Source organism: Pseudodesulfovibrio alkaliphilus, assembly GCF_009729555.1.
Classification (GTDB): Bacteria; Desulfobacterota; Desulfovibrionia; order Desulfovibrionales; family Desulfovibrionaceae; genus Pseudodesulfovibrio; species Pseudodesulfovibrio alkaliphilus.
On record NZ_WODC01000002.1, the window covers coordinates 274,756 to 294,096 of the forward strand.

General features: G+C 60.7%; 18 protein-coding genes and 4 tRNA genes. 17 read left to right on the forward strand and 5 right to left on the reverse strand.

The annotated features are described in order from the left end of the window. Window positions 1-46: 46 nt before the first annotated feature. Window positions 47-1,063 carry a VgrG-related protein gene (locus GKC30_RS05065; protein WP_231117044.1) on the forward strand — a complete coding sequence of 339 codons (1,017 nt, stop codon included), beginning with the start codon at window positions 47-49 and terminating at the stop codon, window positions 1,061-1,063. 66 nt (window positions 1,064-1,129) lie between these two features. Here GKC30_RS05065 and GKC30_RS05070 read toward each other — a convergent pair whose 3' ends face one another. Further along, window positions 1,130-2,644: an NFACT RNA binding domain-containing protein gene (locus tag GKC30_RS05070; protein ID WP_155932707.1), complete on the reverse strand. Its 1,515-nt coding sequence runs from the start codon at window positions 2,642-2,644 to the stop codon at window positions 1,130-1,132. Window positions 2,645-2,704: 60 nt separating this feature from the next. Continuing rightward, a complete protein-coding gene (gene dksA, locus GKC30_RS05075; RefSeq protein WP_196772815.1) occupies window positions 2,705-3,067 on the reverse strand; it encodes an RNA polymerase-binding protein DksA in 363 nt (120 codons plus the stop codon). Window positions 3,068-3,286: 219 nt separating this feature from the next. Between dksA and GKC30_RS05080 the strand changes: the two genes are divergently transcribed. The 5 genes from GKC30_RS05080 (at window position 3,287) to GKC30_RS05100 (ending at window position 4,902) form a co-directional block, all read left to right on the forward strand. Further along, window positions 3,287-3,361 (forward strand) — tRNA-Gly (locus tag GKC30_RS05080). A 5-nt stretch (window positions 3,362-3,366) separates the two neighbouring features. Beyond that, a tRNA-Cys gene (locus tag GKC30_RS05085) sits at window positions 3,367-3,441 on the forward strand. A gap of 4 nt (window positions 3,442-3,445) precedes the next feature. Continuing rightward, window positions 3,446-3,520, forward strand: a tRNA-Gly gene (locus tag GKC30_RS05090). Between the two features lie 50 nt (window positions 3,521-3,570). After that, window positions 3,571-3,645, forward strand: a tRNA-Gly gene (locus GKC30_RS05095). A 315-nt stretch (window positions 3,646-3,960) separates the two neighbouring features. Then, complete coding sequence (locus tag GKC30_RS05100) at window positions 3,961-4,902, forward strand: hypothetical protein (protein WP_231117045.1); 942 nt, start codon at window positions 3,961-3,963, stop codon at window positions 4,900-4,902. Between the two features lie 9 nt (window positions 4,903-4,911). Here the strand turns inward: GKC30_RS05100 and GKC30_RS05105 are convergent, their stop codons facing one another. Continuing rightward, window positions 4,912-5,919 (reverse strand): metal-dependent hydrolase, encoded by a 1,008-nt coding sequence (locus tag GKC30_RS05105; protein ID WP_155932713.1) that lies wholly within the window; start codon window positions 5,917-5,919, stop codon window positions 4,912-4,914. 99 nt (window positions 5,920-6,018) lie between these two features. Between GKC30_RS05105 and GKC30_RS05110 the strand changes: the two genes are divergently transcribed. From GKC30_RS05110 to leuB, 6 genes are all read left to right on the forward strand, one after another. Further along, window positions 6,019-6,666: a phosphatidylserine decarboxylase family protein gene (locus tag GKC30_RS05110; RefSeq protein ID WP_155932715.1), complete on the forward strand. Its 648-nt coding sequence runs from the start codon at window positions 6,019-6,021 to the stop codon at window positions 6,664-6,666. A 34-nt stretch (window positions 6,667-6,700) separates the two neighbouring features. Next, the gene (gene pssA, locus GKC30_RS05115; RefSeq protein ID WP_155932717.1) at window positions 6,701-7,471 is read left to right on the forward strand and encodes a CDP-diacylglycerol--serine O-phosphatidyltransferase; all 771 of its coding nucleotides are present in this window, start codon (window positions 6,701-6,703) and stop codon (window positions 7,469-7,471) included. Between the two features lie 128 nt (window positions 7,472-7,599). Further along, window positions 7,600-9,135 (forward strand): 2-isopropylmalate synthase, encoded by a 1,536-nt coding sequence (locus GKC30_RS05120; RefSeq protein WP_155932719.1) that lies wholly within the window; start codon window positions 7,600-7,602, stop codon window positions 9,133-9,135. A gap of 3 nt (window positions 9,136-9,138) precedes the next feature. Next, entirely contained in the window at window positions 9,139-10,398 is a 1,260-nt protein-coding gene (leuC, locus tag GKC30_RS05125) for a 3-isopropylmalate dehydratase large subunit (protein WP_155932721.1), read from the forward strand. Window positions 10,399-10,408: 10 nt separating this feature from the next. Beyond that, window positions 10,409-10,900: a 3-isopropylmalate dehydratase small subunit gene (locus GKC30_RS05130; protein WP_155932723.1), complete on the forward strand. Its 492-nt coding sequence runs from the start codon at window positions 10,409-10,411 to the stop codon at window positions 10,898-10,900. Window positions 10,901-10,942: 42 nt separating this feature from the next. Next, on the forward strand, window positions 10,943-12,013 hold the full coding sequence (gene leuB, locus GKC30_RS05135; protein WP_155932725.1) for a 3-isopropylmalate dehydrogenase: 1,071 nt from the start codon (window positions 10,943-10,945) through the stop codon (window positions 12,011-12,013). Window positions 12,014-12,432: 419 nt separating this feature from the next. Here leuB and GKC30_RS05140 read toward each other — a convergent pair whose 3' ends face one another. Next, entirely contained in the window at window positions 12,433-12,702 is a 270-nt protein-coding gene (locus GKC30_RS05140) for a GIY-YIG nuclease family protein (protein WP_155932727.1), read from the reverse strand. Window positions 12,703-12,805: 103 nt separating this feature from the next. Between GKC30_RS05140 and GKC30_RS05145 the strand changes: the two genes are divergently transcribed. The 5 genes from GKC30_RS05145 to GKC30_RS05165 all read left to right on the forward strand — a co-directional run bounded on the left by GKC30_RS05145 (window position 12,806) and on the right by GKC30_RS05165 (window position 18,167). After that, the gene (locus GKC30_RS05145; protein WP_155932729.1) at window positions 12,806-14,785 is read left to right on the forward strand and encodes an ABC-F family ATP-binding cassette domain-containing protein; all 1,980 of its coding nucleotides are present in this window, start codon (window positions 12,806-12,808) and stop codon (window positions 14,783-14,785) included. After that, window positions 14,782-15,231, forward strand: coding sequence for a (deoxy)nucleoside triphosphate pyrophosphohydrolase (locus tag GKC30_RS05150; RefSeq protein WP_367613983.1), 450 nt, complete (start codon window positions 14,782-14,784; stop codon window positions 15,229-15,231). Before GKC30_RS05145 ends, GKC30_RS05150 begins: the two co-directional genes overlap by 4 nt. A gap of 65 nt (window positions 15,232-15,296) precedes the next feature. Beyond that, window positions 15,297-16,169, forward strand: a complete 873-nt coding sequence (locus GKC30_RS05155; RefSeq protein ID WP_155932731.1) for a methylenetetrahydrofolate reductase — start codon at window positions 15,297-15,299, stop codon at window positions 16,167-16,169. 16 nt (window positions 16,170-16,185) lie between these two features. Then, window positions 16,186-17,214 carry an aspartate-semialdehyde dehydrogenase gene (locus GKC30_RS05160; protein ID WP_155932733.1) on the forward strand — a complete coding sequence of 343 codons (1,029 nt, stop codon included), beginning with the start codon at window positions 16,186-16,188 and terminating at the stop codon, window positions 17,212-17,214. Between the two features lie 11 nt (window positions 17,215-17,225). Continuing rightward, on the forward strand, window positions 17,226-18,167 hold the full coding sequence (locus tag GKC30_RS05165; RefSeq protein ID WP_155932735.1) for an aminotransferase class IV: 942 nt from the start codon (window positions 17,226-17,228) through the stop codon (window positions 18,165-18,167). Window positions 18,168-18,232: 65 nt separating this feature from the next. On the opposite strand, the gene GKC30_RS05170 is transcribed toward GKC30_RS05165, so the two are convergent. After that, the gene (locus GKC30_RS05170; RefSeq protein ID WP_231117046.1) at window positions 18,233-19,156 is read right to left on the reverse strand and encodes a glycosyltransferase family protein; all 924 of its coding nucleotides are present in this window, start codon (window positions 19,154-19,156) and stop codon (window positions 18,233-18,235) included. Window positions 19,157-19,341 lie beyond the last annotated feature (185 nt).

Consider the following 19,341-nt stretch of genomic DNA (forward strand, 5'->3'; position numbering starts at 1 on the left):
ACATGGATACTTGCCAAAAATTTGACTTCTGGAGATTGTCATGACCATGAGCCCCACAGCGGAGTATGACACCCTCGCTCGTCTGTTGACCAATGGGCAGACCGACAGGCAGCCGGTAGGCGAAGGCGCGGGACCGAGCGGTCGGCGCGAGGGAGCCATGCAGGCCGCCTTTGAAACGCAGATGCGTATGGCGCGGACCCTTTTTGGGGAGCAGGGAGGCTACGGACAGGACTCCGGCGGCATTGGGATGGATGCTTCCATAGTTAATGACGCCCTGATGTTCGATGCGTTGTCCACCATCAACCGACTCATGCGCGACGAGGCCGGATTTTCTCCACGGAACGGCGCGGTGCTGCGCGAGCCGGCGCAGGAGGGCGGTGCCAGGGTGGATCCAGAAGGTCCGGCTCGTCAGGCATCGGCCACTGCCCAGGTGGGAACCCTCTCGGCCCGTTTCGAGTCCGGTGGGGCCGGAGTGGAGGCCATCGGCTACGACCGGGTGGGAGGCACTTCGTATGGAACCTATCAGATAGCCTCCAAGCCGGGGACCATGGACAGTTTTTTGACCTATCTTGCCGAGCGCGATCCGTCCTGGGCCGGGCGGCTGCGTGAGGCGGGCGAGGCGGATACCGGCTCCACCAAGGGGGCCATGCCCGAGGTCTGGAAGGCCATTGCGGCAGAGGACCCGGAGCGGTTTGGCCGGTTGCAGCACGACTTTATCACCGAGCAAACGTACACGCCCGCCCGGGCCATGATCCTCGACCAGACCGGGCTTGACTTCGATAACGCCCCTTCGGCCTTGCGCGAGGTACTGTGGAGCACGGCCGTGCAGCACGGCCCCACGGGGGCTGCCCGGATATTCGGCAAGGTTATCGATCGGTTCGTGGCTTCTGCGTCGGAGGAAGGGTTCAATGAAAGACTCATTGAAGGCGTCTATGATACCCGCAAGGGGCAGTTCGGCTCGTCCACGGACAGGGTACGCCGAAGCGTGGTCAGCCGTCTCAACGAGGAGAAACAGCTGGCTCTGGGTATGCTCGGCCACACACCGCTTAGCCGCATGGTATAGCCGGGTGGCTCAGCAGGAGGCCCGACAGGCCGAGGGTGATTTCAGGCGCGGGAAACCGCGCCTTATTCATTGTGAAAGGGTTGCATCAATGTCCGGGTCGAGCTCCACGCGCAGGGTGCCCAGCCGTTTATCCACCAGAACCTGGCCGTGAGCCAGGCCTTTGACCTTGCGCACGTCTTTTACCAGGGCGTACATGACCTCGGCCTTGCCGTTACTGCGGCTGTGGCTCTTGATGGCGCAGAGTCGGGCAGCCTCTGTCAGGGTCTGCTCGGGCACTTCCTGCGCTGGATGGTCGCGCTTGAGGATGACATGGGAGCTTGGGCCGTCCGCCAGATGAAACCAATAGTCAAAAGGACTGGCGGCTCGGCCGAGCATCTCGTGGTTGGCGCGTTTGTTCTTGCCGCGCACCAGGGTGAAGCCGTCGCTGGAACGGAAGACTGAGACAGCCAGCCCCCGGTAGCGCTTGGGTGGCGGAGCAGAGGAGGTCGGCAGGGGAATGGCGGATTCGTCGGGCCGGGGGGCTGTGGGCAACTCCCCGCGGTCCAGGCGGTCGAGTTGATCCATCAGTTCGGCGCGGCGTCTGAGGATATGGGGAAATCCCCGCTCGGCCTTGGCTGCGCGCTTGAAATAGAGAACCATGTTGTCCGTTGGCGAGAGATGCGGATTGAGGGGCACCGTGACCGGACCAAGCTCCGGGTGGTTGACGATGACCTCCTCCGTCGTCGGGGCATCCTTGAGGCGGTAAAGTTCGGCCTGGAGCGCTTCAGCCATGGTTTTTTCGTTGGCCAGGGCTCGAAGCCGCGTTTCCTCCTGGCCCAGCCTTCCCAGGTTGCGCATGATCTTCTTGCGCTCCCTTCGCAATTGCAGCTGCTCGGGACGCTCGGCTTCCAACTCAAGTTGGGGGAAGAGAGTTCGTTGACCAAAAGCGTTGGCTGCCTCCAGAGCCGAGGCGAAGCATTGGTCGTTTTTGCCGGAGGCCCAGACAAGGGGTATTCCGCCGGATCCGGGCGGAAGGTGGAAGCTGGGCTCCTCGCCGGATGCCACGGCGAGGTATAGCCGGTGGGCCTCTGCCGGAGGAATGGCCGCCAGCGCCTTGCGCAGGGCAGGCGAAATCTGCGGCGAACGGCGCCAGATGTCGGGATCGTCAAGGGCATCCTCAATGGCGGGCCATTCCGGGAGGGTACCAAAGCCGTTGTCCAGGCGATCGGTCAGGGTCATGCCTTCGCGCAGATCAAACACTAGGTAGTTGCCGCCGGGAGGTTCGTGGCGCGGTGTCAGCGCGAGGGCCAGCCGCAGTGCGGGCCAGTCAGCCGTCCAGCCGATGACCTTGCGGTTGCGCAGCCGTTTGCGGAACCACATGGCCTGAGCGGGGGCATCCTGGGGGTTTTGCGGTTTGATCGGCGAGAGAAAAAGCAGACCGGCCGTTTTGGCCGGTCTGAAAATCAGATGCAGCGGCTCGCCCGCGTTTTGAAATTTCAGCGTCCAGACGTCAGGAGCCGGGGCAAAGACCTTGTCGATGCGCCGTCCTTGGAGCAACTGGCCCAAGTCGGCGGCAAGGAAGCGGAAGAAATTGGCTTCCATCGAATTACCGGAGGACTCACCGGGCGCAGGCGAAATCTCGCGAGCGCCGCCAAGGGTCGGCTAGTCGCCCCGGACGGCTTCGTCCTCTTCCTGTTTGCTTTTGCAATTGATGCAAAGCGTGGTCATGGGCCGGGCTTTGAGGCGCGGGATGGAAATATCCTCCCCGCACTCGACGCAGACGCCGAAGTCGCCATCGTCAATGCGGTTGATGGCTTTCTGTATCTTCTTGATCAGCTTGCGCTCGCGGTCGCGCAGACGCAGGGTGAAGGCCCTGTCCGACTCCGCGGTGGCGCGGTCGGCCGGATCGGCGTAGACTTCGCCCGATTCGGTCATGTCCTCGATGGTTTCCTCGCTCTTGCGCAGGATGTCATCAAGCATACCGCTAAGAACATCTTTGAAGTACTGGAGATCTTTCGCGTCCATACGTCTCCCCTGACTGGGCAACGAGTCGGTTGTGGGGTTCCATTGATCCGAAATCAACGAATTAAAGCGCGTAGGTATACCAAAATCGTCCCAAAAGTAAAGCCCCTCCATTAGTCGAAAAAAATCGGGGTGTTCATGTACTCCATATTTGCGGGAGAAATGGAAAAATGGGCTTGACACCTCAGGGGGTCGTGGGTAAACAGGGTTTCGCTTTTGCGAGCGGGAATAACTCAGTGGTAGAGTGCAACCTTGCCAAGGTTGAAGTCGCGGGTTCAAATCCCGTTTCCCGCTCCAGAAGAGGCGACATAGCCAAGTGGTAAGGCAGAGGTCTGCAAAACCTCCATTCTCCGGTTCAAATCCGGATGTCGCCTCCACATCGCGGGAATAACTCAGTGGTAGAGTGCAACCTTGCCAAGGTTGAAGTCGCGGGTTCAAATCCCGTTTCCCGCTCCAGATCATATGGGGCCGACCTTTGGGTCGGCCCCTTTCCCGAGACACAATGCGCGGGAATAACTCAGTGGTAGAGTGCAACCTTGCCAAGGTTGAAGTCGCGGGTTCAAATCCCGTTTCCCGCTCCAGCGCAATCCGGCCGGCCCCCCATGGGCCGGTTTTTTCTTGCCCTCCTGGCGGGCAGGCCTGTCTGTGTCGCGTTTTTATCTTATTCGATTGACAGGATTTTTTTTAAAAAATCGGGCGAGTATGTTTTTTGTGCCCGGTTTTCTCCTGAAGCGGTATGCTCTCTGCAAAGTGGCGTGCGACGGCAAACATTTCCCCAACCGAAACCACCGTCGCACATCATTATGAACACGACACATCACAAACACAGGCCGATAGCGGCGGCGGGCGATAACCCTGCATATCGCCTTCACGCTTCTCCTCTGGCCACTGCAGGCATGCAGGCCAGGAATTTCACCTCCGCAGCGGAGCTGGCCGGTCACGGCATTGCGCCGGATTTTTATGGGGCCGAGAGTCTGGCTCGGGATATTGAGCGGCTGTGCGATCCGGGTCAGCCGGTGACGGACGAAGGGCTGCTCAACGTGGCGGTGAAGTATTTCTTCGCCTATGTCTACGACGGCGCCCAGGATGAGCGGGTTGAATACGGCGAAGTGGCCGACTTGTATGCGCGGTTTTCCAGGCATCACAGTCTCAACGAGCCCGGCGACGACATCGAGGTCATGAATCGGCTTCGGCAGTGGTCGCCAGTGCTGCGTGTGCTGGCAGACGTGGCCAGGGCGGCCCATGTCATGCGTGCGGTCATCGGCCAGCGGGATGCGCCCAGGGTCGGTGTCGGGCATCAGGGCCCTTATGTGGGGGCGGACATTGGAGCGGGGACCGGCATCATGATCCTGGCACAGCAGATTCAGGCCCGGCGCAACGGTTTTGACGAGGTGCAGAGCCTCGGCTTTCAGGCCGACCCTGTATCCGGCGAGCGCACCCACGATCTGGTCCGCGCCTTGGGCGCAGGCAGCGTCATGCTGGCCGATCCAACACGGGAGGGGGCATACAATCTCCTGCGCGGCCGTCCCTTAAGCTACGTGGCCAACGAGATGGTGGCGGGCATGCAGCAAACCCTGTGCGCGGTAAATTTTTTCGACAAATACAAGGCGTTTTTCGGCGCAGTGGGAAGGAGCGCGGACCAGGCGGCTTTTTTCCCCGAGGGGCTCATCGCCCACAGCGGGCAGGCGGGCATCTCGCTGATTTTCGCCAAGGAGAACGGATTCCAGGCTCCGCCCGAATACATGGAGTGTGAATTTATCGCCCAAGGGCTGATTATTGAGGGCCGTGTGCTGCCGATGCACAAACTTGGGGCCGGGTTCGCCCGATATCTTACCTGAAGCCGGGAGTCATCGTTCAAGGGATTCGTCAAAGGAGCTGGCCCCCATGGTGAAGCTCCAGGCGGTCAATTCCCCGGAGCCGTCAAGGAAAGCCTTGAGGACGAAGGGTTCGCGCCGGGAGCCGAAATGGCGGGCCAGCACGGGGTTGGTGCTGACGAACCGCAGGTCGCCGAAGGTCACTGCCACGCCCTCCACAGGGTTTCCCTCCAGGGTATCGCGCACCACATACGGCCATTTGGCGAACCACGCATAGGTGGCGAACATGGATTCCCTGCGGCCAAGGGACGTAAGTTCACCAGTGTCCGCCCGGCGGAAGCGGCGCATCGGTTCCACCTCGCCGCCGAGCAGGTCCATGGTGTCGAGCAGGTAATCATCCCCCTGGGTGGTGACAACCTTCCAGTAGCGTGGCGAGAGGGCATCGGGCGTTACGTGAATTGTGTCATGGGCGATGCCGCGCCGGGTGAGGCGCTCGGCGTAGATGGTTTCCAGGTATGCGCCAAGGGCCATGTTGGCCAGCGGGTAGGCGAAAAACCAGGTCATTCCGGCCATGGCGATGACGTGTCTCGAATTTTTCCAGACAATGGCAAGACCGATGAGAGCAAGGGCCGTGAGGGTGAAGAGCGGGTCGATAATGAAGGCGCCGTCCAGGGCGAAGCGGTGGTTGGAAAACGGGGCCAGAATCTGGGTGCCGTAGGTGGTGATCAGGTCCAGCCAGATGTGGGTGAGGATCATGAGGTAGGCGAAGATGGCAGCCGAGGTGAACGGCGTACCTCGCGATATGCGGCGGTAGAGGGCGGCCAGGGCCAGGGCCATGATCAGCCCGCCGAAGAACGAGGTGGAAACGCCACGGTGGTGCAGCAGATTGAACTCCGGGTCGCCCCGGCCAAAAAAAATGTCCCCGTCGGGAATCCAGGAGCAAAGCATGCCGAAGGGCACAAGATATCTCGCGTTGGGCAGCCATTTTCTGGCCGCCAGTGCGCCCATGACACCCGATGCTATGTGTGTGACCGGATCCATTGAAAGACCCTATGCCAAGGGGCGCGGATTGTAAAACGAACTTGCGGTTTGCCTCTTCGGGGGGTAGATACCCCGGAAAGAGACAAGGAGCGAGACGCAATGCTTAAACCGTCCGTCGGACTGGCCCTTGAGGGCATCCCTTATATAGTCATCGCCGCGTTTGCCACGCTGGTTTTCGCGGTTATGGGCTGGTGGCCATTGACTCTGCTTGGGCTGGCCGCCACCTGTTTCATCGGCCATTTCTTCCGCGATCCCGAGCGGGTCGGACCCGAGGATGCCGAGGCCGTGGCCTCGCCCGCCGACGGTAGGGTGATCAAGGTTGGCCAGGCCGCCGATCCGGTGACCGGCGAGATGCGCCAGGTGGTGTGCATCTTCATGAACGTCCTCAATGTGCATGTGAACCGTATGCCCGTGTCCGGCAAGATCGAACTGATCCGCTATATTCCCGGCAAATTCTTCAACGCCTCCTTTGATAAGGCGAGCAAGGACAACGAGCGCAACGTGGTGGTCATCACCGGCAAGGGCAACCAGCGTTTCACCATGGTCCAGATTGCCGGGCTCATCGCCCGGCGTATCGTCTGCTGGGCAGAGCCGGGCGACAAGCTCAAGCGCGGTGAGCGGTTCGGTCTGATCAAGTTTGGTTCGAGAGTTGACCTTTACATGCCTGATGGCTATGTATCCCTTGTGAACGTCGGCGACGCCGTTGTCGCGGGCGAGACTCCCCTGGCCGAGAGGCGCAAGGCGTAGGGCGCACCGAACAGGGCGAAATGACGCGGATACAATGAACGGAGACAAGGATTTGGCGCGGCACAAGAGCGTTTACCTCCTGCCGAACCTGCTGACCACGGCCAGCCTGTTCATCGGCTTTTTGGGACTCACCTGGGCCATCCAGGGCGATTTCGTCGCCTGTGCCCTGTGCATCCTGGCCAGCTGCGTCTTTGACGGGCTTGACGGCAAGGTGGCGCGGCTGACCAATACCACCAGCGAGTTCGGAGTTCAGCTCGATTCCCTGGCCGATCTGGTGGCCTTTGGCGTCGTGCCCGCAATCATGGTCTATCTTTGGGCGCTTGAGGATTTCGGCAGGATGGGGCTGATGGCCGCCTTCCTGTTCATGGCCTGCGGCGCACTCAGGCTGGCCCGGTTCAACATCCAGGCCGCCACCAGCTCCAAGAAGCATTTCGTGGGTCTGCCCATTCCGGCTGCGGCCTGCACCCTGGCGACCCTGGTGCTTTTCACCGTGTACCTGCCCGAGTCGGCCATGGAGAGGCTGCTGCCTATCGGCACCTTGGTGCTGGTGTATGTTCTCTCCTTTTTCATGGTCAGCACGGTCCGTTTCTATTCCTTCAAGGAACTGAGCGCCTTCACCGCCCATCCCTTCAGCTGGATGGTCTCGGCAATCCTGGTCTTTTCCCTGGTTGCCTCGCGTCCGAGGCTGCTGGGTTTCATCATTTTCCTGGGCTATATCATCTCCGGCCCGGTCTACACACTTTTCCTACTATCCCGTCGAGGCAAGCGACTACTGCGGGACAGCTCCAAGGAAGAGCTAGGCTAGTTCTCTCCGTCCCATATCGGTACGTCGTACTGCCCCCGAAACGCCGCGCTTCAGTGCGCGTCGGCGGGTTTTTTTATATTCACGAAACATGTCAAAGTCCTTAGCAAGAGGACACCACGGAGGAAAAAATGGCCGAAAGAGTATATGTCTTTGACACCACTCTGCGTGATGGCGAGCAGTCGCCCGGCGCAACCATGAACCTGGACGAGAAGATACGCATGGCCCGTCAGCTTGAGACCCTGGGCGTGGACATCATCGAGGCCGGATTTCCCATAGCCAGCCAGGGGGATTTCGAGGCCGTGCAGGCCATCGCCCAAGCCGTTTCTGAAGTCCAGGTGGCCGGTCTGTGCCGCGCCGTGACCGGCGATATCGACCGCTGCTGGGAGGCCGTCAGCAAGGCCCGCAATCCCCGCATTCACACCTTTCTCGCCACCAGCGATATCCATATGAAATACAAGCTGGGCAAGACGGCCGACGAGGTGCTGGCCATGGCTGAAAAGGCCGTGCGCCATGCGGCGTCGTACACTGACAATGTCGAGTTCTCTGCTGAAGATGCCTCCCGTTCGGACTGGGATTTTCTGGTCAAGGTCGCCGAGACGGTCATCGACGCCGGGGCCAGGGTTGTCAATATCCCGGACACTGTGGGATACACCCAGCCCTTTGAATACTATGAACTGATCAAGTACCTGATGGACAACGTGCGCGGGGTGGACAGGGCGATCATCAGCGTTCATTGCCATAACGACCTGGGCTCGGCCGTGGCCAATAGTCTGGCAGCCATCCGGGCCGGGGCGCGTCAGGTGGAGTGCACGGTGCTCGGCATTGGTGAGCGGGCTGGCAACGCCGCGTTGGAGGATGTGGTTATGGCGCTGAACACCCGCAAGGAGCTTTATGATGTCGAGACAGGCATAGTGACCGAGCAGATATTCCCCTCCTGCCGCCGCCTTTCCCAGATTATTGGCATGCCCATACCTCCAAACAAGGCCATTGTCGGGGCCAATGCCTTTGCTCATGAATCCGGTGTTCATCAGGACGGAGTGTTCAAGAACAGGCTGACCTACGAGATCATGACCCCGGCCTCCATCGGCCGCACCAGCAACGACATCGTCATAGGCAAGCATTCCGGCTCCCACGCGGTGCGCAGGAAGGCCGAGGAGCTGGGGTACGCCCTGGAGACAGAGCAGGTGCATGTGCTTTTCAAGGCGGTCAAGGAACTGGCCGACAAGAAGGAGCAGGTCTACGACGAAGACGTGGAGGCGCTGATACTGGAAAAGGTCTACCGCCGTCGGGACCGCTTCCGTCTGGCGGACATGAGCGTGTTTTCGGGCACGGGCAATGTGCCGCCTCACGCGGCCATGGTCATGGAGTTCGGTCGCGAGGGCGAGGATGCGGAACTCCGGCGCACCAGCGAATTCGGCGAGGGTTCTGTTGACGCGGTGTTCAAGTCCATCTACTCCCTTGTGGGGATTGCTCCGAAGCTCGAATACTATTCGGTCAACGCCGTGACCGAGGGCTCCGATGCTCTGGCCGGGGTGGCGGTGCGCATAGAGCACGACGGCGTCAAGGCCGTGGGGCGTGCCAATGACGGCGATGTCATCAGGGCGAGCGCCTTGGCCATGATCAATGCACTGAACAGGCTTGAGAAAGCCAAAGAGGAGAAATAGACGATGGGCCATACCTTAGCCGAAAAAATCCTGCAGGGGCATACGGATCAGGAGATCACCGGAGCCGGGGAGATCGTCCAGTGCCGTGTGTCCATTGTGCTGGCCAACGACATTACCGCGCCGCTGGCCATCAAGTCCTTCAAGGCCATGGGCGCGAAACAGGTCTTTGACAGGGACAAGGTGGCCCTGGTCTGCGATCATTTCACCCCCAACAAGGACATTGATTCCGCCGAACAGGTCAAGGTGGTGCGCGAATTCGCCGAGGCCATGGGCATCACCCATTACTACGAGTGCGGCGAAGTGGGCGTCGAGCATGCCCTGCTGCCTGAAAAGGGCATTGTCGGCCCTGGCGATGTGGTGGTGGGCGCGGACTCGCACACCTGTACCTACGGCGGGCTGGGAGCTTTTGCCACGGGCATGGGGTCCACGGACATCGGCGCGGCCATGGCCCTGGGCGAGACCTGGTTCAAGGTGCCGCCCACCATCCGGGTGAACATCAGCGGCAAGCCTGGCAGGTTTGTCGGCGGCAAGGATTATATCCTCAACCTTATCGGCCGTATCGGGGTGGCCGGGGCGCTGTACAAGGCCCTGGAGTTTTCCGGCGAGGCCGTGGACGACCTGACCGTTGAGGGGCGTATGACCATGGCCAACATGGCCATCGAGGCGGGCGGCAAGGCCGGACTTTTCCCGGTGGACGCCAAGACCCTGGCCTATGCGGCGGCAGCGGGCCGTACCGGCGATGTGGCCATGACCCCTGACGCGGACGCGGTTTATGAGCGGGTCATTGAGATCGATGTGACCGGCATGGCCCCGCAGGTGGCCTGTCCGCATCTGCCCGACAATGTCAAGCCTGTTGACGAGACATCGGGTCTGCGCATTCACCAGTCAGTCATCGGTTCCTGCACCAACGGCCGCATCGAGGACATGCGCGAGGCCGCGGCCATTCTCAAGGGCCGCAAGGTTGATTCCAAGGTGCGCTGTATCGTCCTGCCCGCCACGCCGACCATCTGGAAGCAGTGCATGAAGGAAGGGCTGATGGAGATATTCATGGACGCGGGCTGCATTGTGGGGCCGCCCACCTGCGGGCCGTGCCTGGGCGGACACATGGGTATTCTGGCCGGGGGAGAGCGCACCGTGGCCACAACCAACCGCAATTTCAAGGGCCGCATGGGTTCCCTCGACAGCGAGGTGTTCTTGTCCAATCCCTGGGTGGCCGCGGCCAGCGCAGTGGCAGGCGAGATCATCAACCCGGCCGAACTTTAGGAGAGAGAACATGAAAGTGACCGGAACCGCCCACGTTGTGGGCGACCACATTGACACAGACGCCATCATACCGGCCCGTTTCCTGGTGACCACCGATTCCGCCGAACTGGGCGCCAACTGCATGGAGGGCCTGGAAGCGGGCTGGATCAAACGCGTCAAGCCCAACGATATTCTCGTGGCCGGGGACAACTTCGGTTGCGGCTCCTCGCGAGAGCATGCGCCCATATCCATTTTGGGGGCGGGAATCCCGGTGGTTGTGGCCAGGAGCTTTGCCCGCATCTTCTATCGCAACGGCTTCAATATGGGGCTGGTCCTGCTCGAAGTGGGCGAGGACATTGAGAAGATCAGGAACTCGGACCAGATAGAGGTGGACACCGCCAACGGCATGATCCGCAATCTGACCACCGGGGACGAGATTGTCAGCTCTCCGGTGCCGCCCTTTATGCAGGAGATTCTGGACGCGGGCGGCCTTGTTGACTACGTCAAACACCGGCTGGCATGACCGCCTGCCAGGAAATATCGACAATAATTATTGGAGAAGACAATGAAAATCTGCGTTTTGCCCGGTGACGGCATCGGCCGCGAGATCGTGGCACAGGCCCTGCGTGTGCTGGACAAGGTGGCGGCGAAACACGGCCGTTCCTTCGAGACCGCCGAGGCACTCATCGGGGGCTGCGCCATCGATGCCGTTGGTGTGCCTCTTCCCGCCGATACCGTCGCCTTGTGCAAGGATTCCGATGCCGTGCTCCTGGGCGCGGTGGGCGGCCCAAAATGGGACACCATTGATCCGGCCGTCCGGCCCGAAAAGGGACTGCTCGGCATCCGCAAGGAACTGAAGCTTTTCGCCAACCTGCGTCCGGCCACGCTTTTCAAGCAACTGGCCGATGCCTGTTATCTGCGGCCTGATATTGTGGCCCGCGGGCTTGATGTCATGGTGGTGCGCGAGCTGACCGGAGGCATCTACTTCGGTGAGCCGCGCTTTGAGGGCATGAAGGATGGCGAGCGGTTCGGCTCCAACACCATGTGCTACCATGAACACGAGATCCGGCGCATCGCCAGGGTCGCCTTCGAGGCCGCCCGCAAGCGTTCAGGCCGGGTCTGCTCCGTGGACAAGGCCAATGTTCTCGATGTTTCCAGAGTCTGGCGCGAGGTGGTCATTGACGAACATGCCAAAAACTACAAGGACATCGAGCTGACGCATATGTATGTGGACAATGCGGCCATGCAACTGGTGCGCGATCCGTCCCAGTTTGATGTCATGGTCACTGGCAACCTGTTCGGCGACATCCTTTCGGATGAGGCCGCTGCCATCACCGGCTCCATCGGCATGCTGCCGTCCGCGTCCTTGGGCGAGGCCAATCCCGGCCTCTACGAACCCATTCACGGTTCAGCGCCCGACATTGCAGGCAAGGACAAGGCCAACCCCCTGGCCACCATCCTTTCGGTGTCCATGATGCTGCGCCACTCCTTTGACATGGCTGTGGAAGCGGATTGTATCGAGAGCGCCGTGCAACAGGCCCTGGAGCAGGGCTACCGCACTGGCGACATCATGCAGCCGGGGTGTCGGCTCGTGGGGTGTGTGGAGATGGCCGAGGCCGTGCTGGCGAGCATTTAGACGGTTTCCGGCTCCGCTTGCGACGGGCCGCATCGCGTAGGCGGTGCGGCCTTTTTGCAAGGGCATATGTCGAAGCTCCAGGCCGGTTCTGCGGGTGGTTCTTTCGTCCTGGCGGCCCCTTGGCCGTGGTTTGGCCAATGAACCCAAGGGTGAGGCATGTGGTCAGCGGGTGCATCTGCAGGGCGTTCATCTTGTTGTATGCCTTCCCCGTTGTTGTGCCGGGAGGCCCTGCTCCTTCGCTGCCATGTTCATTTTCGAGAGGGTGTCGACCTGTCGCTCAAAGACGGTAGGCTTCTCGCCGCGCTGACGGTCACCGAATCCGAGCGGTGGTGGTGATGGACCATCAGCAGTGTCGCGAGGATAAACCCGGTCATGGCCAGCAGGGTGCTGGCGTCCAGCATGGCTGGTGGTGGCGGGCGTCATGCCTCGGGCGGTCGGGGAGCGCTTGCCTTGAGAAAATCGAGCTTGCGGGCCCGGGGTTGCTTCTTGACCGCCATTTCGAGCCTGAGGGCGTCGCCCTTGGACAGGGTGGGCACGGCCGCGAGCAGGGCCACCGGGGTTCTGGCCCGTGTGTAGCGCGATGCCGTGCCCGCGTTGTGTCGGGCCACGCGGCGGTCCACATCGTTGGTCGCTCCGCAGTAGAGGGTGCCGTCGGCGCAGCGCAAAAGATAGACGAACCACGGTTCCATGGCGCACACTGTAGCCGCCTTCTGAGCCGGGGTCAAAAGCCTGCTTGCATGTTTGGCACGCACATTATATTTGCATTTTCCCAGATACAAAGGAACCCGCTTCATGTCACGAATCACCGTCCAGAGTCTCAGCAAAGCCTACGGGGGCGAAACCGTTTTCGCGGATGTCGCCTTTGAGGTCACTGCGGGTATGCGCCTGGCCCTGACCGGCCCCAACGGCTGCGGCAAGAGTACGCTGCTCAAGGTGCTGGCCGGGGAGATCGAGCCGGACCAGGGCCAGATCAGCGTTCCGCGTGGGGCGCGGGTGGGCTATGTGGCCCAGGAAATGGCCGGGGACGTGCTGGACCAGCACCTGCTGACCTGGGTGCTTTCGGCCCTGCCTTCCTGGAACGAGTTCTGGGGGCAGTGGGAACGGGCCGTGGCCGAGGGCGATTCCCAGCGGATAGAGACCTTGGCCCATCGGCAGGCCGAGTTTGAGGAGCTTTATGGGTACAATCCGGATCACAAGGCGCGGGCCATTCTGACCGGGCTGGGTTTTTCCGAAGCGGATCTGGACAAGCGGCTGGCGGAGCTTTCCGGCGGCTGGCGCGAGCGGGCCAAGCTCGTCCGCGTGCTGCTTCAGGGAGCTGACGTGCTTCTCCTCGACGAGCCTACCAACCATCTCGACATTGAGGCTGTGCAGTGGCTTGAGGAATACCTGCTCAACTATCGCGGGGCGTTGGCCTTCGTGGTTCATGATCGGGTGTTTCTCAACCGTGTCGGAACCCACGTTCTTTTCTTGGGGGGTGGCCGTCCGGTGCTGCGCAAGGGCTCCTTTGACGAGTTTCTGGAGTGGGACCGGGAGAACGCCGATCAACGCCGCAAGGAAGCGGCCAAGCTCTCGGCAAAGATTGACAATGAATATAAGTATATCAATAAGTTTCGCGTCAAGGCCAGAAAGGCAGCCCAGGCACAGAGCAAGCTGAAGAAGGTTGAGCGGCTTGAAGAGGAATTGAGCCAGATCAGGCAGTCTCAGGCCGAGTCCCATCGCGGCCGCAGCCTGAGCTTCCGACTGCCCGAGCCCCGGCGTGGCGACAAGGTTCCTGTGGCCGCCGTTGATCTGGAGTTTCACTATGATTCGGGCCAATCCGTCTGGCCCAGGTTGAATTTCCAGCTCTTCCGAGGCAGGAAAGTGGCCCTGGCCGCTCCAAACGGCGCGGGCAAGTCCACGCTGCTCAAGCTGATCATGGGTGATCTCGTTCCTTCGGCAGGGCACGTCAAGGTCGGTCCCAATACCCAGGTCGGTTACTTCAGCCAGCACCAGCATGAGATACTGAACCTCGACAACACGGTCATTGGCGAGATTCGCCGCCTTTCGGACCCCAAGCTGACCGAGGAGCAGGTCATGGGTGTGCTCGGCCTGTTCCTGCTGGGCGAGCCTTTCTTTGACCGCAAGGTCAAAGGTCTCTCCGGGGGCGAGAAGAGCCGGTTGCTGCTGGCCAGTCTGTTTCTTGCGCGGGCCAATTTTCTGATTCTCGACGAGCCGACCAACCACCTGGACATTGAGACTCGCGAAGGGCTTATTCAGGCGTTGAAGGATTACGAGGGTACGCTGTTTTTCGTGGCACACGACAGACATCTGCTGGGCGAGGTGGCCGAGGAAATCTGGGCGCTGGACCAGGACGGCGGTATTGTCCAGTACCTGGGCGGTTACCAAGGGTATCTGGAGAAGCGGCGGCAGGAGGCGTGTCAGGCCGACCCTGAGGTCTGCGAGCCCGACCCCATGCGCGAGAAGACGAGGATGTCCAAAGAGGAAAAACGGCGGCGGGCCGAGGAGCGCAATACCCTGTACCGGGCCCTCAAGCCCCTCAGGAAGGAATATGACAAGCTGGAGGCGGACCTGGAAAAGGCTCTTGATGAACAGGCCGCGCTGGAAGATCGGATGAACGATCCTGTTACATATGAAAAGCCCGAGGAGGCGCTCAAGGTCAATGCCGCCTACAAGGAGTCCGTAGAATGGACTGAGAACCTCATGGCCCGCATGGCCGGGCTGGAGGAGCGCATGGAGGCCATTGGGGGCGAGGCCGGGGTGGAGGACAGGTGAGCCGTTCTGTGCTTGAGGTGGTGGCCGGCATCATCTGGCGAAACGGCAGGTATCTGGCCGTGGAGCGGCCCGAGGGGAGCCGGATGGCCGGATGGTGGGAGTTTCCCGGCGGCAAAATTGAGCCCGGCGAAAGCGGCGAGCAGGCTCTCAGGCGCGAGCTGCGGGAGGAGCTTGGCATCACCCTGCTTCAGATCGAGTTCTGGCGCGATCTTGTCCATCACTACGATGATTTTTCCGTTCATCTGCACTTTTATCACATCCATGACTATCGAGGCGAGACGGTGCCTCTCGAGAACCAGCGTATGGCCTGGGTTGATCCGGCCAGACCGCACGGGCTCGGTTTTCTTCCCGCAGACGAGCCTGTGGTGGCGGCGCTGCACGACGGGGAAGCCCCTGCCAGGACGCAGGCGGGATTCCTTGTTGATGATTTTTCGAAGAAGGCGTAGCTTATTTGCTTTCCCGCCGGAAAGGCAGGCGGGAGTATGCACCCTCACCTCGGAAGGAGTAGCCTTTGCACGTCTGTGACCTGATCGAGAAACACTCGCCCTTTCTCTCCCTTGAGTTTTTTCCGCCCAAGGAGAAGGACGCTTGGCCCGGCTTTTTCGAAGTGGTCGAGAAGCTCAAGGAACTCGGCCCTCTGTTCGCTTCCGTCACCTACGGTGCGGGCGGCGGCACCCAGGACAATACCCTGGAGATCGCCACCCGCATGAAGCGCGACCACGGCATCGAGCCCATCGTTCATCTGACCAGCGTGGGCGCGTCGGCTGAAAAGCTGGATGCGTTCCTGGCCAGCCTGACCGCTGCGGGCATCGAAAATGTCCTGGCCCTTCGCGGCGATCCGCCTCGTGGGCAGGAAGACTTTGATTTTGAGTCCCAGGAGTTTCGTCATGCCACTGATGTCATTGAGTTCATCCGCCAACGCTATCCCAATATTTGTGTGGGCGGGGCTGCGTATCCTGAGCCTCATCCCGAATCACCGTCCATTCAGTCCGACCTGGACATGGTCCAACTGAAGGTGGCCAAGGGCGCCAAGTTTCTCGTAACCCAACTTTTTTTCGACAACCGCCTTTATTTCGACTATGTGGCCCGGCTGCGGGCCATGGGCGCGAATGTGCCCGTGGTTCCGGGGGTACTGCCCATAATGAGTCTGCGTTCGGCCAAGTTCATTCTCGGGCTTTGCGGCGCGGCCATTCCGGGCAAGTTCCTGAGTGCTTTGGAAAAGGCCAATGAGGAAGGCGGCGACGAGGCTGTCTACGCCCTGGGCATCGACTACGCCGTCAGGCAGGCGCAGCAGCTCATCGACGGCGGGGCGCCCGGCGTCCATCTCTATACGCTCAACCGTGCCGAGGCATGCCTAGAAATCGGCAAGAATCTGAAGATATGACGGGGGAATTTTTGTCATGAGCAGGAATCCAGTGGTGGCTGTCTGCGGCGCAACCGGCGCGGTCGGCCAGGAGATGTTGAAGATTCTGGAGCAGCGCGATTTTCCGCACAGCGAGATCATTCCCATGGCGTCGGCCCGCAGTGTGGGCAAGAAAGTTGCCTTCAAGGGCCGCGAGTTGAAGGTGGTCGAACTGACCGAAGACGCTTTTGCCGGGGTGGATCTGGCCCTGTTTTCGGCCGGCGGTTCCACCTCGGAGAAGTTCTCGCCCCTCGCTGCCAAGGCGGGCTGTGTGGTTGTGGACAATTCCTCGGCATGGCGCATGGACGATAATTGTCCGCTGGTGGTGCCCGAGGTCAACCCCCACGACCTGGATTGGCACAAGGGCATCATTGCCAATCCCAACTGTTCGACCATTCAGCTGATGCTGGCGCTCAAGCCCATCCATGACGAGGCCCGCATCCGGCGCGTGGTGGTCTCCACCTATCAGGCTGTTTCCGGTACAGGGCACAAGGCCGTGGAGGAACTGGAGAATCAGGTCCGTCGTCTGATGAGCGGCCAGCCTGTGGTGGCTGACGTGTATCCGCATCAGATCGCCTTCAACTGCCTGCCGCAGATCGATGTGTTCATGGACAACGGTTACACCAAGGAAGAGATGAAGATGGTCAACGAGACCATCAAGATAATGGGTGATCCGTCCATCAGGGTCACGGCTACCTGTGTGCGCGTGCCGGTTTTCTATGGCCACAGCGAGTCTGTGAACATCGAGACCGAGGAAAAACTCACTGCCGACGACGTACGCGCCTTGCTGGCCAAGGCCCCGGGCGTTACGGTTGTCGATTTCCCCGAGAAAAAGGCATATCCCATGCCCATCCATGCCGCTGGCGAGGACGACACCTATGTCGGTCGCATCCGCGAGGACGAGACCATTCCCAACGGCATCAACATGTGGGTGGTTTCGGACAACGTCCGCAAGGGTGCGGCCCTGAACACCATTCAGATCGCCGAGACCCTGATTGAGCGCGACCTACTGCGCGTTCCCGCCTAAGGGGCATTGTCATGGCGCAAGTTGTGGACAGGGCAACCTATCTTGAGGCGATGCTGGCGGCTCCCAGGCCGGGGATGGAGGAGGTACATGCCTTCTACGAGCACCGGGTAGGGCATATCTGCACCGACTCCGCGCTGATGCTCATGCCCTGGGACGACCACCTCGTCCATCGTGGCGACGGCATCTTCGAGACCATGAAGTTCGTGGACCGTCGACTCTATCAGCTTGAGCCCCATATGGAGCGCATGCAGCGTTCCTGCGAGGCCATTTTTATGACCCCGCCTTGTGCCTGGGACGAGATCCGAACCCTGGTCCTCGAGGTCGCCCGGGCGGGCGGCCGCGACACGGGCATGGTGCGGGTGCTCATCGGACGCGGGCCTGGAGGTTTCGGCATTTATCCTTCCGAGTGCCCCGAAGCGAGCCTGTATGTTGTCTCCTACGATTTGCACCCCAAGGCCGAGAGCGTCTACGAGAAGGGAGTCACCGCCTTCCGGTCGTCCATTCCGGCCAAGCAGTCGTATTTGGCGGCCATCAAGTCCATCGACTACCTGCCCAACGTGCTCATGAAGCACGAGGCCGAGGAAAAGGGCTACGACTTTCCGTTCTGCTTCGACGGCAACGGCCTGTTGGCCGAGGGAGCCACTGAGAACGTGTGCATCGTGTCCCAGGAGGGCAAGCTGGTTATCCCCGAGTTCACCAATGCCTTGGCCGGGACTACCCTGATGCGGGCCGTGGATCTGATCAAGGGCGAGATGCCCATTGTTTTCAAGGGGGTGAGTGAGGACGAGCTTCTCGAAGCGCGGGAAGTGATCATCGTGGGCACTACCGGCGATGCCATCCCTGTGGTTCGCTTCAATGGCAAGCCCATCCACGATGTCAAGCCCGGCCCCGTGGCCCGGCGTCTTCGCGAAATGCTCAGGAAGGATTTACGAGAGAACGGTATTCCGCTGTGATTTCATTGGGAACAGGAATCGAACGGGCCGCTCTTCGGAGCGGCTTTTTTGTTGCATCTATTCGTTCAAGCCTGCCGGGTGGCTCTGTCGAATTGGCGGATGGCCTTGCGCAGCAGCGTGTCGGTGCCCATGCTGCGCATGACATGCTCGTGCATCATCCGCGTCACCTCGATGGAGTCTGGAATGGTCATGAAACCGAATGCCTGTGCCCAGGCGTCTCCCCGAAGATAGGCTATGGCCCAACGCAAGGTGTGCATGTGGAAGTATGCCTGATTGTTGATGACCAGCATCGCCTTGCGCCGACCGTCTTCGGCGCGCTCCCGAAACGGGATATTGGACACCTCGCACGATGCCAGCGGGTAGTTGACGTGGAAAAAGGAACACCCGGCGGTGGCGGCCTGGACCCAAAGATCCCAGAAACGGTAGGTGGTGTTGTCTCGGAAGCCGTGGATGCGTTCCCATGTCCTTCGGCGCAGCATCACGGCCGGGCCGAGAAAATTGGTGGTCTGGAGCAGCGTGTCGTCGAAATCAGGCAGCTGGACCAGGCCTGAGCGCATTCCCTGGCCCTTGTCGCGTGCTATCCGTATGTAGTCGGCGTACATCACGTCAGCCTTGGGGAATTCCGAGAACACTGACAGGGCCGTGGTCAGGAACTTGGCATCCATCCGGTAATCGGGTCGCATGAAGAGCAGCAGCCGGCCCGATGAACACTCCACGGCGCGGTTCAGCGCCTCACCCGCCGGAGTGTCCGGTAAGGACTCCACGAGCCTGACCGCCCCGGTGTCGGCTATGGCCGCCCATGCTTGCGGGGCGTCAGAGGCATGGGAGCCGGTGCCTATCACAAGTATTTCGACCGCATCAAGTCCTGTGGACTGACGGGCCACGGATTGCAGCATGCGTGGCAGGCTGGTATGGGCTTCCTGGTCGGAAACGATGATCGAAATGTGGGTTCGGACGCCCATGGACGACCCCTTCCTTGGGATAAACATGATCCATGCGAGGAGCCAAGAATTTTTCATGTACACAGTTTGGCTTTCTCGTATGCTCTCTATCGGCTGTTAAGCGGATTTCTTTAGAGCGCGGTGCGTTTTTTTGATACTTACGGGATGGCATGATTTCATGCCATCCCTTGCTTCGTTGGCGGCGATCACGTATGTGTTGCAAAAGTCACGGA

Coding starts and splice junctions, on each gene's coding strand:
- GKC30_RS05065 (WP_231117044.1), top strand. CDS start 47: ATGAGCCCCACAGCGGAGTATGACACCCTCGCTCGTCTGTTGACCAAT.
- GKC30_RS05070 (WP_155932707.1), bottom strand. CDS start 2,644: ATGGAAGCCAATTTCTTCCGCTTCCTTGCCGCCGACTTGGGCCAGTTG.
- dksA (WP_196772815.1), bottom strand. CDS start 3,067: ATGGACGCGAAAGATCTCCAGTACTTCAAAGATGTTCTTAGCGGTATG.
- GKC30_RS05100 (WP_231117045.1), top strand. CDS start 3,961: ATGCAGGCCAGGAATTTCACCTCCGCAGCGGAGCTGGCCGGTCACGGC.
- GKC30_RS05105 (WP_155932713.1), bottom strand. CDS start 5,919: ATGGATCCGGTCACACACATAGCATCGGGTGTCATGGGCGCACTGGCG.
- GKC30_RS05110 (WP_155932715.1), top strand. CDS start 6,019: ATGCTTAAACCGTCCGTCGGACTGGCCCTTGAGGGCATCCCTTATATA.
- pssA (WP_155932717.1), top strand. CDS start 6,701: ATGAACGGAGACAAGGATTTGGCGCGGCACAAGAGCGTTTACCTCCTG.
- GKC30_RS05120 (WP_155932719.1), top strand. CDS start 7,600: ATGGCCGAAAGAGTATATGTCTTTGACACCACTCTGCGTGATGGCGAG.
- leuC (WP_155932721.1), top strand. CDS start 9,139: ATGGGCCATACCTTAGCCGAAAAAATCCTGCAGGGGCATACGGATCAG.
- GKC30_RS05130 (WP_155932723.1), top strand. CDS start 10,409: ATGAAAGTGACCGGAACCGCCCACGTTGTGGGCGACCACATTGACACA.
- leuB (WP_155932725.1), top strand. CDS start 10,943: ATGAAAATCTGCGTTTTGCCCGGTGACGGCATCGGCCGCGAGATCGTG.
- GKC30_RS05140 (WP_155932727.1), bottom strand. CDS start 12,702: ATGGAACCGTGGTTCGTCTATCTTTTGCGCTGCGCCGACGGCACCCTC.
- GKC30_RS05145 (WP_155932729.1), top strand. CDS start 12,806: ATGTCACGAATCACCGTCCAGAGTCTCAGCAAAGCCTACGGGGGCGAA.
- GKC30_RS05160 (WP_155932733.1), top strand. CDS start 16,186: ATGAGCAGGAATCCAGTGGTGGCTGTCTGCGGCGCAACCGGCGCGGTC.
- GKC30_RS05165 (WP_155932735.1), top strand. CDS start 17,226: ATGGCGCAAGTTGTGGACAGGGCAACCTATCTTGAGGCGATGCTGGCG.
- GKC30_RS05170 (WP_231117046.1), bottom strand. CDS start 19,156: ATGTTTATCCCAAGGAAGGGGTCGTCCATGGGCGTCCGAACCCACATT.